At 64.2% G+C, this 15,270-nt stretch carries 10 protein-coding genes and 1 tRNA gene; 3 read left to right on the top strand and 8 right to left on the bottom strand.

Translation table 11 applies throughout. The features are described from left to right. Positions 1 to 252 precede the first annotated feature (252 nt). Together H9X91_RS13440 and recJ are read right to left on the bottom strand one after the other, a co-directional pair. On the bottom strand, positions 253 to 2,466 hold the full coding sequence (locus H9X91_RS13440; protein WP_204805741.1) for a RelA/SpoT family protein: 2,214 nt from the start codon (positions 2,464 to 2,466) through the stop codon (positions 253 to 255). After that, on the bottom strand, positions 2,463 to 4,562 hold the full coding sequence (recJ, locus tag H9X91_RS13435; RefSeq protein ID WP_204805740.1) for a single-stranded-DNA-specific exonuclease RecJ: 2,100 nt from the start codon (positions 4,560 to 4,562) through the stop codon (positions 2,463 to 2,465). The genes H9X91_RS13440 and recJ overlap by 4 nt, the downstream gene beginning before the upstream one ends. 218 nt (positions 4,563 to 4,780) lie before the next feature. Between recJ and H9X91_RS13430 the strand changes: the two genes are divergently transcribed. Beyond that, positions 4,781 to 6,319: an S-layer homology domain-containing protein gene (locus H9X91_RS13430; protein WP_204805739.1), complete on the top strand. Its 1,539-nt coding sequence runs from the start codon at positions 4,781 to 4,783 to the stop codon at positions 6,317 to 6,319. A 64-nt stretch (positions 6,320 to 6,383) separates the two neighbouring features. On the opposite strand, the gene H9X91_RS13425 is transcribed toward H9X91_RS13430, so the two are convergent. The 3 genes from H9X91_RS13425 to H9X91_RS13415 form a co-directional block, all read right to left on the bottom strand. After that, positions 6,384 to 6,794 (bottom strand): hypothetical protein, encoded by a 411-nt coding sequence (locus H9X91_RS13425; RefSeq protein WP_204805737.1) that lies wholly within the window; start codon positions 6,792 to 6,794, stop codon positions 6,384 to 6,386. Positions 6,795 to 7,210: 416 nt separating this feature from the next. Then, positions 7,211 to 8,545, bottom strand: a complete 1,335-nt coding sequence (locus H9X91_RS13420; protein WP_204805736.1) for a glucose-6-phosphate isomerase — start codon at positions 8,543 to 8,545, stop codon at positions 7,211 to 7,213. A 162-nt stretch (positions 8,546 to 8,707) separates the two neighbouring features. Beyond that, positions 8,708 to 9,829, bottom strand: a complete 1,122-nt coding sequence (locus H9X91_RS13415; RefSeq protein WP_204805735.1) for a D-alanyl-D-alanine carboxypeptidase family protein — start codon at positions 9,827 to 9,829, stop codon at positions 8,708 to 8,710. Positions 9,830 to 9,949: 120 nt separating this feature from the next. On the opposite strand from H9X91_RS13415, the gene H9X91_RS13410 reads away from it, so the two are divergent. Both H9X91_RS13410 and H9X91_RS13405 read left to right on the top strand, forming a co-directional pair. Next, positions 9,950 to 10,023 (top strand) — tRNA-Gly (locus H9X91_RS13410). A gap of 58 nt (positions 10,024 to 10,081) precedes the next feature. Continuing rightward, the gene (locus tag H9X91_RS13405) at positions 10,082 to 10,273 is read left to right on the top strand and encodes a hypothetical protein (protein ID WP_204805734.1); all 192 of its coding nucleotides are present in this window, start codon (positions 10,082 to 10,084) and stop codon (positions 10,271 to 10,273) included. A gap of 386 nt (positions 10,274 to 10,659) precedes the next feature. Here the strand turns inward: H9X91_RS13405 and H9X91_RS13400 are convergent, their stop codons facing one another. From H9X91_RS13400 to H9X91_RS13390, 3 genes are all read right to left on the bottom strand, one after another. Further along, complete coding sequence (locus H9X91_RS13400; protein ID WP_204805733.1) at positions 10,660 to 12,987, bottom strand: right-handed parallel beta-helix repeat-containing protein; 2,328 nt, start codon at positions 12,985 to 12,987, stop codon at positions 10,660 to 10,662. A 4-nt stretch (positions 12,988 to 12,991) separates the two neighbouring features. Next, positions 12,992 to 13,582: a hypothetical protein gene (locus tag H9X91_RS13395; RefSeq protein ID WP_204805732.1), complete on the bottom strand. Its 591-nt coding sequence runs from the start codon at positions 13,580 to 13,582 to the stop codon at positions 12,992 to 12,994. A gap of 87 nt (positions 13,583 to 13,669) precedes the next feature. Then, a partial coding sequence (locus H9X91_RS13390) for a leucine-rich repeat domain-containing protein (protein ID WP_204805731.1) occupies positions 13,670 to 15,270 on the bottom strand: 1,601 nt, incomplete at its 5' end.

Raw genomic sequence — 15,270 nt, 5'->3', positions numbered from 1 at the left:
GCACGGAGGGCCACTGCACCGGAGTGCGCCCAAGCGCCCTTTTCTTTTGGACCGTGCACGGCCCGTTTTCTTTTCGGGCAAGACCGAAAAGAAAATGGGGGGTGCATCCTCGCTGGACAAGCCCCCTGGCGGGAGCCAGCCCCCCGTGGCCGCCGTTCGGCGGCCCAAATCATCTCCAGGCGGTTGATAACCGCCCCTACGCCCCCGCCGGAAGCGATCCCGGCATCAGGCACTCCCCGGCGGGAGCCGATCTCACCCAGCCGGCCGGTTGACCTTCAGCACGCCGGAGATCTGGTTCAGCTTGTTCATGACGGACTTCAGCTGCGCGCCGTCCTTCACCCGGATCTCCAGCCGGAAGATGGCAAACTGATCCTCCGTGCTGCGGGAGTTGATGCCCAGCACGAAGGTGTTGGTGGTGGAGAGGGCCGCGGAGATATCCAGCAGCAGGCCCTGCCGGTCCTTGCACACCACCTCCAGGATGGTGGGATAGCTGTCATTGGTGTCGCTGCCCCAGGAGACCTTGATCCACCGGCCCTCCTGGCCGGGCTGGCTCCGCTTTTCCTCTGAGGCATTGGGGCAGTCGCACCGGTGGACGGACACGCCGTACCCCCGGGTGATGAAGCCGATGATGTCGTCCCCTGGCACCGGGGTGCAGCACTTGGAGAACTTCACCAGGCAGTTGTCCAGCCCCTCCACGATGATGCCCTGCTCGCTCTTCACCCGCTTGGGGGCGGGGGGCTGCTTGGCGGGCTCCGCGGGCTTGGACTCCGCCAGCTCCTCGGCGGCCTTTTCCGCTTGGTGGAGCTTTGCCACCCGGTTCAGCTCGCCCTGGATCCGGCTCACCGCCTTCTGGGCCGTGAAGCCGCCGTAGCCGATGGCGGCGTACAGGTCGTCCAGAGAGCCGTAGGCCACCCGCTTGAGGAGCACCGGCAGCATCTCCGGGGAGAGGACGTCCTTCATGGAGATGCCGCAGTGCTTCAGCTCCGCCTCAAAGGCGGCCCGGCCGTTGGCGATGTTCTCCTCTTTCTTCTCCTTCTTGAACCACTGGCGGATCTTGCTGCGGGCCTCGCTGCTCTTGGCGATCTTCATCCAGTCCCGGCTGGGGCCCTTGGCGTTCTTGGAGGTGAGGATCTCCACGATGTCGCCGTTTTTCAGCACGTGGTCCAGCGTGACGATCCGGCCGTTGACCTTGGCGCCCACCATCCGGTTACCCACGGCAGAGTGGATGGCGTAAGCGAAGTCGATGGGCGTGGCGCCGGCGGGCAGGTTCTGCACGTCGCCGCCCGGGGTAAAGACGAACACCTCGTCGGCAAACATATCCACCTTCAGGGAGTGGATATAGTCCTCGGCGTCGGCGCCCTCCTGGTTCTCCAGCAGGCGGCGGACCCACTCGTATTTTCCCTCGGTGCCGGCACCCTGACCGTTCTGCTTGTATTTCCAGTGGGCGGCCACGCCGTACTCGGCGATCTCGTGCATCTCCCGGGTGCGGATCTGCACCTCAAAGGGCAGGCCGTCCGCCCCGATGACCGTGGTGTGGAGGGACTGGTAGCCGTTGGGCTTCGGCGTGCCGATATAGTCCTTGAACCGGCCCAGGATGGGCTTGTAGAGGTCATGGATGACGCCCAGGACGTTGTAGCAGTCCCCCACGGAATTGACGATGACCCGGAAGGCAAAGAGATCGAAGATCTCGTCCAGGCTCTTGTTCTGGTTGAACATCTTCCGGTAAATGGAGTAGGGATGCTTCATCCGGCCGTAGACGATATGCTCGATGTTCAGCTCCTTCAGCCGGTCATCGATCTGGATCTGGATGCGGCGCATGAAGTCCTCGTACTCCTGGTGCTTGGCCTCCAGCTTGGAGACGATCTCCTGGTAGCCGATGGGATCCAGGTATTTTAAGGAGAGGTCCTCCAGCTCCCACTTGATCCGCTGCATGCCCAGCCGGTGGGCGATGGGGGCATAGATCTCCATGGTCTCCAGGGACTTCTGCTTCTGCTTGGCCGGGGACTGGTACTCCATGGTCCGCATGTTGTGGAGCCGGTCCGCGATCTTGATGAGGATCACCCGGATGTCCTTGCTCATGGCGATGAGCATCTTCCGCAGGTTCTCCATCTGCTCGTCTTCCTTGGTGGCGTACTGGATGCGGGTCAGCTTGCTGACGCCTTCCACCAGGTCGGCGATGGTGGGAGAGAAGAGCTTGGACACCTGCTCGTGGGTGGCGGCGGTGTCCTCGATGACGTCGTGGAGCAGGGCGGCCTCGATGGACTCGCTGTCCAGCCGCAGCTCCTCCGCCACGATCTGGGCCACCGCCAGGGGATGGATGATATAGGGCTCGCCGCTCTTGCGCTTCTGGTCCTTGTGGGCCTCTCTCGCAAACGCAAAGGCCGCCTGGATATGCTGGAAGTCTGCCGCCGGGTTGTATCCCCGGATGGTCTTTTCCAGGTTCTCATATTGTTCCTGAATGGTCATGACACAGCACCTCCATTCCGGCCGGCGGGGTCCTCCCGCAGCCGGGACAGGTAGGGAGAGGCGAACAGATCCACCTTTCCCTGGATGGGGTTCAGAGACAGCGTCATCTGATCCCCGTGAGCGGACAGGGCGATGAGCCCCCGCTCCCGGAAGACCGCCAGGGCCAGGCCGGCCCGCAGAAAGCTCTCTCCCCCGCCGGACAGGGCCGACAGCCGCCGCAGGAAGGGCAGGGCGTCTGTCTCCGCCTTTCCATGGCGCAGCTGGGGTTCCAGCGTCTTCCAATACTTTTCAAACTGGCTCCGGGAGGTCTGGAGCCGGGCCCGCTCCTGACCGGTGAGGTCCTCTCCCGCCAGCAGCCGGCGGAGCAGATCCAGGTCCGCCGCCTCGTGTCGGCTGGGGGTCAGAGAGGGGCGGATGTCAATGAGCTGCAGCTGCAGTGTGGTATTGCCCCGGAAGGTGTTGGCCTGGAGATAAAAGGCCGCGTCCACCCGCATGCCGGCGGCCACGCCGCTCTCCGCCTCCGTCATGGAGAAGAAGATGGCGTCGAACCGGCAGGTGCCCTTGGACAGGCGGAACTTCAGGTGCCTGCCCTGCCCCACGGGCTGCATCACGTCCACCGTGGCGCCCAGCAGGGCGAACACCGGCCGGGGATTCCCCGCGCCGTACGGCTCCAGCCGGTCCAGCTCCCCCACCTCTTCCAGCGTCACCTCGCCGGGGCAGGTGATGGGCGCGTCCACGTCCAGACAGGAGACCGGCGTCACCCCGCCGGAGGCGGTGCGGACATACCGGTTCATCCGGGTCCGGAAGGCATCGATGTTCTCCTCGGAGATGGTAAAGCCCGCCGCCAGCTCATGGCCGCCGAAGCCCTCCAGCAGATCCGCGCAGGACTCCAGTGCGGCAAACAGATTGAATCCGCCGTAGGACCGGCAGGACCCCTTTCCCACCCCGTCCTTCAGATGGATCATAAAGCTGGGGCAGGCATACTTCTCACTGAGGCGGGAGGCCACGATGCCCACCACGCCCTGATGCCACTTCTCACTGGAGAGGACCAGTGCGCTGCGGTCCTCTGTCCGGAGATTGCGGATCTTTTCAGTCGCCTCGGCGCAGATGGTCTGCTCCACCTCCTGGCGCTGCCGGTTCAGGTCGCACAGCTCCCGGGCCAGCTCCTCCGCCCGGGCCGGATCGCTGGTCTCCAGCAGATCCGCCGCCAGGTCCGCCTTGCCCATGCGGCCGGCGGCATTGATCCGGGGCGCCAGCACAAATCCGATCTGCACAGAGGTGATGGGCTTATTCAGCAGCCCCGCCTCCTTCAGCAGGGCATGGATGCCCACAAAATCCGTGTGGGGCAGCGCCTCCAGCCCGCAGGAGACGATGGTCCGATTCTCCCCCTCCATCCGCATGACGTCGGCGATGGTGCCGATAGCCGCCAGGGTGCAGTACCGGGCGAACAGGGCGTCCTCCCGGCTCTCGCCCCCCAGGGCCAGCACCAGCTTCAGCGCCACGCCCACGCCGGCCAGGTGCTTGAAGGGATAGGCGCAGTCGCCCCGGTGGGGATCCACCACCGCCACGGCGGCGGGCAGCTCCTCCTTGCACTCGTGGTGGTCTGTGATGACCACATCCAGGCCGATGGAGGCGGCATAGTCCACCTCTTCATTGCCGGTGATGCCGCAGTCCACGGTGATCATCAGGGTGGCCCCCTGGTCCCGCAGGCTCTGGATGGTGTCCTTGGACAGGCCGTAGCCGTCCTCGATCCGCCGGGGGATATGCCGCAGGCAGCGGACGCCGCAGCTGCGCAGATAATCCATCAGCAGCACCGTGGAGGTGATGCCGTCCACGTCGTAGTCCCCGAACACGGCGATGGTCTCCCCGCCGCTGATGGCCTGCTGGATCCGGGCCACGGCCCTGTCCATGTCCCGCATCAGCATGGGGGAGAGGCTCAGGCTCCGGTCCCGCTCCAGAGCCTCGGCCGCCGCCTCCGCGGTGGTGATGCCCCGGGCCGCCAGGACCGCGGACAGGAGATAGGGATACCCCGCGCTCCGCAGGAGGGCAACGTCCTGCTCCTCCGGTGTCCCAATGTTCCACTTTTTGAACTTCATGGCACGTTCCCTCCTTTCCAAAGGTAATAAAAAGCCATCATAACTAATTTATTATAGCAGGCAAGGGGGCAAACGTAAAGGCTTTTCTGCATTCCGACACCGTTCGTTTGACGGCGGCGGCAGAATCTGGTACAATGATATCCCGACAGCGGGCGATTCCGGTCGTCTCTGCCGAAATCCAGAAGAAATCTGACGCCAAAGGAGCGAAAAACGACAACATGAAAAAACGACTGCAACGGATCTGTTCCTGTGTGCTGCTGTGCGCGGCGCTGCTGTGTGCGGCGCTGCCGGCCCCGGCGGCCGCGGCCTCCACCGGCTTTTCCGATGTTCCGGCCACCCACTGGGCGGCGGATTCCATCCGCCGGGCCGTGGATCTGGGGCTGTTTCAGGGACAGACGGCCACCCGCTTCGGCCTGGGTGCGCCCATGACCCGGGGCGCCTTTGTGACGGCGCTGTGCCGCCTGTTCGGCTGGGAGATGGTGACGCCGGAGACCGGCTCCTATGCCGACAACCAGGACAAGACCGCCTGGTACTACAGCGCCGTGGAGACCGCCTATGCCAACGGCGCCATCACCCATCAGACGGACACGTTCCGCCCCCGGGATCCCATCACCCGGGAGGAGCTGGCAGTGATGCTGGTGCGGGCCATGGGCTACGGCACCATCGCGGGCCTGGCCCAGGACCTTCCCATCCCCTTTCAGGATGTGACCACCAACACCGGCTATGTGGCCATGGCCTATGAGCTGGGTCTGGTGAACGGCACCAGTGCCACCGCCTTCTCCCCGGACCGGACCGCCACCCGGGAGCAGGCAGCAGTGATGCTGATCCGCCTGTACGACAGCTACCACGCCGCGGCGCCGGACAAGATCGGCATCGCCTATTCCGCCGAGGGCCTGACAGATCTCACCGGCTACGAGGCCGTGGCGGTGGGCGGCACCCGGCTGATCTACGCCGGGGAGTCCCGGCTCACCGGCGGTCCCGATGCGGAGGAGGCCGCCGCCCTGCGGCAGGCCGTCACCGATGCCGGCGCGGCGCCGCTGCTGTATGTCAGCGGGACCTCCACAGCCCTGAAGGACAGCGCGGACCACACCGCGGAGGTGCTGACCGCCGCCGTGGAGAGCGGCGGTTACGAGGGCCTGTTCCTGGATCTGGCGGAACTGCAATCCGCCCAGAAGAAGGACTTCACCGCCCTTGCGGAGGCACTGCGGGCCAGTCTGGGCGAGGACCGGCTGTTCTATGTCATGGTGGAGGCCCCTGTCTGGCAGGGCACCGCCTACGGCGGATACGACTATGCCGCGCTGGGCCAGCTGGCGGACAGGCTGGTGGTCCGGGTGGCTGCCTATGACGACAGCACGGGGAGCTTCCCCATCGCCCCGCTAGAGCCCCTGGAGGAGGTCTACTACGCTCTGGCGGAGCTGCGGGACCAAGTGGACAGCGACCGTCTCAGCCTGCTGGTGACCACCACCGGCTCCGCCTGGACCGGCGGCCGCAGCTCCGGCACCATCTCCGCCGCGGAGATCGAGGCGCTGCTCGCCTCCGCCCAGACGCAGGACTACTACTCCGACCGCTACGCCTGCGCCTATCTGACCGCGGACGACGGCAGCACCGCCGTCTGGTATCTGGACGGCGCATCCCTGCTGGAGCGGGCCCGGATGGCCGCCTTCTTCGGCGTGGGCCAGCTGTGCCTCAGCGACCTGTCCTCTGTGGCGGACTACGAAAACTACGATCTGCTGGGCAGCCTGACGGCGGAGCCCTGATCCGGACAGACAGAAGACCGCCCCTGCGGAGAGCAGGGGCGGTCTTTTATGCGTCAGATCCAGCTTACAGGAACTTCTGCATCCCATCGGTGGCCTGGGAGATGTCGGCGCTGATGGTGACGGTGAACTTGATGTTGTTCTTCTCGCCGAAGGTATCCAGCCAGTTCAGGAACGCCTCCGTGTCTTTGTCCACATCCCGGCCGATGGCACGGCACAGGCTGTCGATGAACACGTGAGAGATGTCATAGTTGCCCGCATACAGGCCGCTGATGAAGCCGCGGAACATGTCGTAGCTGTTCAGCTTGTACTCTGCCGCGTCAATGAGGCGGATGTGGTAGTGGATGTCGTATGTCAAGTTGCGGTTGGCCTCGATGCAAACCACGTTGCCGGGCTCGTCCTTCGCCGCGTTGTTGATCAGTTCAATGAGCTGCTTGGTCTTTCCGGACCCCTTCGTGCCCATAATCAGTCTGACCATATGAAATCACTCCTGTCAATGAAATTCCCTGGGGGAGATCTGGTATGTTAAGCATAGCATAAAATCCGGTGAAAAACAATGGAGAAATCAAGTTTTATTCTTTGTTCATATTAGCGATTGACAGCAGGTGTCTCTTCCGCGGCGGCAGAGCCGCCCCGTCCCAAGGTTTTGCTTCGCAAAACGCTTGACGCCGCATCCGCGGCGGGGCGGGACTGCGCCCGCCCAAACGCTGGATCATCTCTCCAGCTTGCTCTCCAGCTGTGCCCGCCGGTCCGCCCCATGCGGCCAGAGCCGCATGGGGACCCCGATCTGAGCAGGCCGCGGCGGCAGAGCCGCCCCGTCCCAAGGTTTTGCTCCGCAAAACGCTTGACGCCGCATCCGCGGCGGGGCGGGACTGCGCCCGCCCAAACGCCGGATCATCTCTCCAGCTTGCTCTCCAGCTGTGCCCGCCGGTCCTCGTAGCCGGGCTTGCCCAGCAGGGCGAACATGTTCTTCTTGTAGGCCTCCACGCCGGGCTGGTCGAAGGGGTTCACGTCCAGCAGATACCCGGACAGGCCGCAGGCATACTCGAAGAAGTAGATCAGCTGGCCCAGGTCTGCCGGCGTCCTGCCGGCGGTCTCCACGATCAGGTTGGGCACGCCGCCCTCGGTGTGGGCCAGCAGGGTGCCCTCCATGGCCCGGTCCCGGATGAAGTCCAGCGTCTTGCCCGCCAGGAAATTCAGCCCGTCGCCGTCTGTCTCGTCGGCGGGAACGCTCAGCTGCCGGTCGGAGGGACCCAGCCGCACCACGGTCTCGAACATCAGCCGCTTGCCCTCCTGGATGTACTGGCCCATGGAGTGAAGGTCCGCCGTGAACTCCACGCTGGCGGGGAAGAGGCCCTTGCCCTCCTTGCCCTCGCTCTCGCCGTAGAGCTGCTTCCACCACTCCGCCATGAACCGGAACGCCGGGTCATAGCAGGCCAGCAGCTCGATGGACCGGCCGGCCCGGTACAGCTCGTACCGGATGGCGGCGTAGCGCCAGGCGGGGCTCCGGAAGGAGGCGTCCTGGCAGGCCTCCATCATCTCCGCCGCGCCCCGCATCAGGGCAGTGATGTCCACCCCGGCCACGGCAATGGGCAGCAGGCCCACGGCGGTCAGCACGCTGTAGCGGCCGCCCACGTCGTCGGGCACCACGAAGGTCTCCCACCCCTCGGCGTCCGCCAGGGACTTCAGGGCGCCCCGGGACTTGTCGGTGGTGGCGTAGATCCGCTCTCTGGCGCCCTCCCGGCCGTACTTCTTCTCCAGCGCCTCCCGGAAGAAGCGGAAGGCCACGGCGGGCTCCGTGGTGGTGCCGGACTTGGAGATCACGTTGACGGAGAAGTCCACATCCGCCACCAGGTCCAGCACCTCTCCCAGCGCGTCGGAGGACAGCCCGTTGCCCACGAAATAGATGTTGGGGGTATCCTTGCGCTTGAGATTGTAATTGGGGGAGCAGAGGCACTCGATGACGCCCCGGGCCCCTAAGTACGATCCGCCGATCCCGATGACCACCAGGGCCTTGGAACCTGCCTGGATCCGGGCGGCCGCCACCTGGATGCGGGCGAACTCCTCCCGGTCGTAGTCCCGGGGCAGATGGACCCAGCCGGTGAACTCTCCACCGGCGCCGCTGCCGCTCTGGAGCTTTTCCTGCGCCCGCTTCAGGCGGGGCGCCAGGACCTCCTCATAGGGCAGGGGCAGAAAAGACTGTAATTGAAACGTTTTCACATCCAGCATCGTGACCGGCCTCTCTTTCGTAAAGCTGCAAAAGCTGCGCGGATTTGTGATCCTATTATACCATGCCCCCCGACCGGAGACAAGGGAAAGCCGTCACAATCTGCCGGGATCTGCAGTGCCGCAGAAAAGCCGGCAGAGGCGTCTCCGCCTCCGCCGGTCCTGTCAGTCCGCAAGAAACGCCGTCTGCAGCATCCGCACCAGCATCTGGACGAAGGTGATCCGGGGGATCTCCTCCCCGGCCAGGATGGGCAGCTCCGCCACCACCTCCTCACCGGAGGTGACGGTCAGCGTCCCCAGCTGGCTGCCCAGCGCCACCGGCGCCTCCACGGCCTCCGCCAGGGAGACCGTCTGCTGCAGGTCCCCGGCCTTGGCCTTTTCCAGCAGGAGATGGGTGTCCTCTCCCAGCACCGGCTGCACGGTGGCCTGGGTCCCCAGGGAGACCGGCACCGGCGGCAGGGCGGTCTCCGGCACCACCGTCTCCAGGGTGTAGGTGGAAAAGCCGTAGTTCAGAAGGGCCGTGGCGTCGTTGAACCGCTGGGTGGACGTGGGCGCCTTCATGATGACGGCGATCAGCTCCATGCCGTCCCGCTCCGCCGTGCCGGAGAGGCAGTACAGCGCGCTGTCGGTAGACCCGGTCTTGAGCCCCGTGGCCCCCTCATAGAAGCGGATCAGGCGATTGGTGTTCACCAGGGAGGAGGCCCCGTCCCGCAGGGAGTCCATCCAGATGGTGGTATACTGGCGGATGTCCGGGTGGTTCCGGATCAGCTCCCGGCTCATGAGGGCGATGTCGTAGGCAGAGGTGACGTGGCCCTCCGCCGGCAGGCCGGTGGCGTTGCAGAAATGGGTATCCGCCATGCCCAGCTCCGCGGCCCGCTGGTTCATCTTTTCCACAAAGGCCTCCTCACTGCCGCTCACCGCCTCTGCCAGAGCCACCGCACAGTCGTTGGCGGAGACGACGCACACGGCCTTCAGCATGTCGCTGACCGTCATCTGCTCATTCTCCTCCAGCCAGATCTGGCTGCCGCCCATGGAGCAGGCGTGGGCGGAGGCGGTGATCAGGTCGTCATAGTGGAGCTGTCCGGCGTCAATGGCCTCCATGGTCAGCAGCAGCGTCATGACCTTCGTAACGCTGGCGGGCTCCAGCTTGGCATGCTCCTCCTTGGCAAATAAGACGGTGCCCGTCTCCTTTTCCATCAGCAGGGCCGACGGCGCGGATACCTCCAGGGCCTGGGCGCTGCTCCCCAGCGCCAGCAAGGCGCACAGCAGCACGACGAGTTTTTTCATGGTGATCCCCCTTTGCTTCGATGGTACAATCTATGTTCGACAGGGGAGAATCATGCGGGAAGAGATTTTAAGGTTGCAAAACGGGAAAAGGTCTGCTATAATAATCATCGGCTTCCAAATGCGGCTGTAGTTCATCGGTAGAACGGCAGCTTCCCAAGCTGCATAGGTGGGTTCGACTCCCATCAGCCGCTCCATAAAAATAGCCACACCCGGCAGGTGTGGCTATTTTTATGGTAACCGGGGGAATTTGAAATGCTCGGCGGAAGTGAATTCCGCCTGCGCCGAGGTTTTGCCTGCGGCAAAACACTCGTATGGCGCAAAGGCGCCGCCGGCCAGAAGGTCGGTTGGACAGTTCGCCGAACCTTTTCGATGCTTCAAATCAAAATGCTGTCGCTGGGCTCCGGTTTGGGGCCGCCGCTGCGCGGCGGTTTTATCTGCCCCTGAAAAACATCGACTTTAGCCGTTCCTTCCAAAAAGGAAGCCATCTGCTTTCAGCAGATGGCTTTTTGTCTTTCAGCCGCCGGGTCCCGGGCGCCTCCCGGCATCCCATGCACGCGGGCAGCAGGCAAAAGAAAAAACCGCTTTTCAAATGAAAAGCGGTTTTTGGAGCTGATAGCCAGATTCGAACTGGCGACCTCATCCTTACCAACTGATTGGGAGGATAGGGTTTGCTGCTTTCAGACCCTTTTGCACCCTCTTCGCTCCGGGGTGCCATCCTTTCCGGAACTCTTGTGTCCATTGTCTCCGTCCGCTCGTTTCCCCGTGTGGGTCAGCGTGTGGGTCAAAGGCCGCCGCGAGCCAGCCATTGCTCCTCCGGCGCAACCGGACTGTTACCAGTCTGCCTCACCCCACCGGCTCCGGGAGAGGATCAGAACCTCTCCGCTCTCATCGAACAGTGTTTTGCGGACGCCTTCGGCGGCGTTAGCGCTCCAATAGTTGGGGGCGGAGACGCTGGAGAGGAACACACCGTCGGAAAACTGCGCGTAGATGTTGCCCTCAAAGTCCGGCAGGTACTCCGGCACATAGGTTCTGATATACACCAGGCACTCCCGGGCGGCGAAGAACACGTTGTCCCGAACCTCCACGGTGCCGTCCTGCATATTGGGGCCGCCATCGATGGTAAATGCCCCCGTCGTAAAGCCGTCTACGTCCTCGCCGGTGTCCACCCAGTCGCTCATGGTGCTGTAAAAGACCAGGTTGTCCCGGAAGCTGACGTTTCTGAACTGGTGGTCGGGGTTTGCCGCCTCGTCCCAGTTGAAGTAGATGAGTGCAGAACCGCAGTGATAAAACACATTGCCCTCAATGGTCACATCCGTCACGTCAAAGGCCTGGCCGCTGAACTCGATGGCGGTCTCCAGTCCCAGCCCTTCCTGATAGGTCTCATGGACGTAGTTGTTGCGGAAGGTGTTATGGCTGGAGCTGGCTCCGCCCACACCGCCGTTGCGCTGGACGCCGGCTCCATAGCCGGTGATGGTGTCCAGGGCATAGGAAGCGGCGCAGCCTCCGCCCCAGCCCAGCTCGCAGTTCTGCACCAGGACACCCTCGCACTCCGGCGCGACGGAGAGAATGTTCCGCCCCGTGTAGAGTACGGCGAGATTGTCGATCACCACGTCATCCGCCACACCGTCGAAGGGCGCGTAGGGGGAGAGAAACTCCATGTCCGGGTATAGCTCGCCGGGGTTGCCCCCGTCGCAGCGCAGATACAGCGGCCCATCGGCAGTCAGGCAGTACTGCTCCCGCTCCCCGGTATCCACCCAGCCGCTCAGGTAGATGGGCAGCGAGTCAGGGAGGCCGCTGCCGGCCTCGCAGAAGAAGGTGAGATTTTCGGTCAGTTGCTCCGCCGGGTCAAATTCCGGCATTGCGGCCTGCTCCGCCATCGCCTCCTCCGTCCGGTCAGTGCTCCACAGCTCGCTCACCGGCTGGAAGCACTCCCCGTTCCAGAAGCCCTGGACTTTTACAGCCCCGAGCGTGTCGGTCAGTGCGATGGAGCCGCAGTCCAGCATGGGGCGGTCGTAGACCCAGATCTTGCTGCCGTCCTCGCCCTCGTGCCAGAGCGTCCACTTCTCCGCGCCGCCGCCGTTTTCCGCGGAGCCGTACAGCCCCGGTTTGTCTCCCTCACCGTAGGCGGAGTAGGTGACGCCTGGCTTAGTGTATACCTGCGCCGCCCGCCAGACACCGCCCCGCTCAAAGAACACTGCATCGCCGTATTGCAGCGGCTGGGCATTCAGGCGGTCGATGGTCGCCCAGGCGGTCTCCGGGCTGAGACCGTCATTGGCATCGTCCCCGCTGTTGGAGACATAGTAGGCTGTCCCGGTATAGGTCTCACCGGGCACAAATGTGTCGCCTTTCGCAATGGCGGTCTCAGAGGCCAAAACGGCGTCCCGCCGGTCCCGGCCAGCCTGGAGCAGCTCCTCCACCCGGGCAGTGACCGCCTGATCCTCCGGGAAGCGTTCGGCAGTCTCGGGCAAGCTCTCAAACAGCCGCACTACGGCCACGGCGGCGTCCTCATAGGTCAGGGGCTCCGTGAGATGCATGGTGAAAGTCCCGTAGTCAAAGTCCAGTAGCGGCTCGCCGGTGATGAGCGACAGGCGGCTGACAACGAAGTTCTGGCTGGCGTTCAGGTAATTCATCTCCTGCCCGTCCTCCATCTGGCTGGACACCGAGACGCAGACGCGATCCCAGTTTTCACCGAACTCTTCAAAGAGCCGGTAACCGCCCCGGATGTCCGTACCGAAGGCGTCCCAGTTCTCATCCGTCCGACCGCCCAGGAGATAGGGCGCGAAGCCCATCGTAAACTCCGTGGCGTCCATGTGCTCGGCAGCGTAGAGCAGAAACATCGCGCAGTAGTCGCGATAGATCCCCTCGTCCGAGGCGTGGGCAGTCAGCTCCCGCCAGCCCTCCACGTCCCCGCCGGCCGCCTCGATGACAGCGGCCAGCATGTCAGCCATCTCCTTCTCTGTCGCCGCGGCGCTGGGGTTGCGATCAGGGTTCTCCTCCCCGAAGCCATACCAGGAAAAGCGTTCGTACTCCTCAGCCGGAGCGGGTCCCTCCGGGAAACTCCATGCCGCGCCGCCTGTCACCGGGGATGAGGCGTCCTTCCCCGCGCAGCCCGTCAGCACGGCGACCAGCAGCGCAAGCGCCAGAACTCTTTTTTTCATAGCCTCACTCCAGCACTGAGCCGCTCAACCACTGGGCGACCGTGTCCGCGTCAAACTGATCCTTCGGGGCGGTGAGGTAGATACTGCCAAAGGACTCCTCCCCCTGGAGCAGCACATAGTAGCACAGCTGACCGTCCTCCTGGATGAACTGGGCGGCGAAATTGCCGTAGTCGTCATAGTCGAACACCGTCCCCTCCGGTACGGAGTCCTGGACGCCGCTGCGGGTGGAGTAGTCCTCCAGGTCGGTGGGCAGGGGCACCCCCGCCATCTCATAGGCATCCGTGCCAAAGCGGTTGGCCTGGATGTAATAGCCGTCCTTCTCAAAGGTGGCGTAGGTGGTGGGCAGAGGCTCGGCGATCTCTCCCGCCTCCTGGGTGAAGCCCTCGGGCAGCGTAAAGGTGCCAAGTCCCTCCACGGCATACTCCACCAGCGTCTCCTGCTGGGTGGGCTCCTCGGCCTGGGCAGGTTCCTCGGTCTGAGTGGGCTCCTCCGTTCCGCCGGAGTTCTCCGCGTCCGCTCCCGGATTTCCGCAGGCGCTCAGCGCCAGCAACAGGCACCCCGCCAGGCAGAGGACGATCCATTTCCTTCTGTTCATGCTGTTGACCTCCTTGCAATTCGGCTTTCGCCGGTTTGCCTTCAGCATACCATACAGGAGGTCAAAAGTGGTGCGCAGGCTGCGCACTTATCCCTGATACACGATCTCAAAGGGCGCCTGGGCCAGCTGCTCCCGGGCCAGCCCCTGGTGGCGGGAGCTGAGCACCAGCCGCGTAAGCCAGGGGCAATCCAGCAGGGGCGTCAGGTCGGTGAGATGGTTATCCCGCAGATCCAGCTCCGTCAAGGCCGGAATGGATGCGGCGAACGCCAGGTCCCGCGTCCCGGTCTCCGTCAGATTGACATACTGCAGAGAGGAAAGTGTTGTCAAAGCCTCCAGGTGGGAGACGGCGCTGCCGGAGAAGTCCACCTCCCGGAGGCGCTGAAGCGCCTGAAAAAGAGACAGATCCAGCCCATCGGTGGAGTACAGCCGCAGTTCCTCCAGCCCCGTCAGCCCCGCCAGGGTCTCCGCGGCCCCCTCTGGCATACTGCCGGTGACCAGCCGGGTGAGGCTGGGGCACGTCTCCAGGGGCGTGTAGTCCGTCACCCAGGTGGTGCGCACGTTCAAATACTGGATGTCGCTACCGGCAAAGGCCGCCACGGAGGTGACACCGGTAGCCTCCAGTATTACCTCCCGAAGCATCGGCAGCTGGGCCACCCCCTCCGCTGTCCGCACCGGATTCTCGCCCAGATTCAGTACCTGCAGCTTCGTCAGGCCAGCCAGCGGGCTGAGATCGGACACCTGGTTTCCTGTCAGGCTGAGATATTCCAGGGGCAGTTCCGCCAAGGGAGACAGATCGGAGATCTGTTGGTAGTCCAAAATCAGCACCCGCAGGCCGCTGCATCGCGCCAACAGCTCCAGATCCTCATCGCCGATGTCCCCGTGGGATGTCTGCACCACATAGAAGTCGTGGGCTTCTTCCGCATAGGCCTCGTGCTCCTGAAGGGTGCTCATCCGCTGCTGGCCGCACACCAGCAGCTGCTCCACCTCCCCCAGCCGCTCCGCCGGGATGGGCTCCCCGGCTTCCAGCCCCAGCTCCTGGCACAGGGCCGCTTCCAGCAGGGGAGATGAGACCTGCACTTCATCCTCATGGGCGGAGGGCCCCAACAGAAGGAACAGCAGCGCCGCACACACGCCGCAAACGGCCACTCCGGCCGTCCGTCGCCGCCAGCGGCCCTGCAGCGCCCGGGACACGGCCTGAGCCGAGGGGTAGCGATCCTGGGGATCAAAGGCCGTACACCGACGGATGATCCAGACAAGTGCGCCCTGCCCCGGCAGCCGGGGCAGGGGATCATAGCCGCCGGTGAGCAAAAAGCGCATCAGCATCCCCAGGCTGTACACATCGGAGCGCTGGTCCGTCTGCTGGTATCCGAACTGCTCCGGCGGCGCGGTAGCCTGGGTGCCCAGGAACACCGTGTCCTCCCGCCGCTCCGCCCGGTAGCGGCGGGCCGTTCCCAGGTCAATGAGATGACAGCGGCCCTTCTCGTCCCGGATCACATTCTGGGGCTTCACATCCCGGCAGATCACCGGCGGATTCTGGCTGTGGAGATTTTCCAGAATCCGGCACAGGGACAGGGCCGTCTCCCGCACCTGCCTGGGAGGACGCGGCCCCCGGGTGTCCACCCACTCCGCCAGGCTAATTCCTTCTACATATTCCCGGACCAGGTACTCCCTCCCCTCCCACCCCAGAT

Source organism: Oscillibacter valericigenes (assembly GCF_016902445.1).
GTDB lineage: Bacteria > Bacillota > Clostridia > Oscillospirales > Oscillospiraceae > Oscillibacter > Oscillibacter avistercoris.
The sequence above is the reverse complement of the archived record's forward strand: the minus strand, read 5'-3'. Positions and strand labels throughout refer to the sequence as shown.

Coding starts and splice junctions, on each gene's coding strand:
- H9X91_RS13415 (WP_204805735.1), bottom strand. CDS start 9,829: ATGAAAAAACTCGTCGTGCTGCTGTGCGCCTTGCTGGCGCTGGGGAGC.
- H9X91_RS13430 (WP_204805739.1), top strand. CDS start 4,781: ATGAAAAAACGACTGCAACGGATCTGTTCCTGTGTGCTGCTGTGCGCG.
- H9X91_RS13425 (WP_204805737.1), bottom strand. CDS start 6,794: ATGGTCAGACTGATTATGGGCACGAAGGGGTCCGGAAAGACCAAGCAG.
- recJ (WP_204805740.1), bottom strand. CDS start 4,562: ATGAAGTTCAAAAAGTGGAACATTGGGACACCGGAGGAGCAGGACGTT.
- H9X91_RS13440 (WP_204805741.1), bottom strand. CDS start 2,466: ATGACCATTCAGGAACAATATGAGAACCTGGAAAAGACCATCCGGGGA.
- H9X91_RS13420 (WP_204805736.1), bottom strand. CDS start 8,545: ATGCTGGATGTGAAAACGTTTCAATTACAGTCTTTTCTGCCCCTGCCC.
- H9X91_RS13400 (WP_204805733.1), bottom strand. CDS start 12,987: ATGAAAAAAAGAGTTCTGGCGCTTGCGCTGCTGGTCGCCGTGCTGACG.
- H9X91_RS13405 (WP_204805734.1), top strand. CDS start 10,082: ATGCTCGGCGGAAGTGAATTCCGCCTGCGCCGAGGTTTTGCCTGCGGC.
- H9X91_RS13395 (WP_204805732.1), bottom strand. CDS start 13,582: ATGAACAGAAGGAAATGGATCGTCCTCTGCCTGGCGGGGTGCCTGTTG.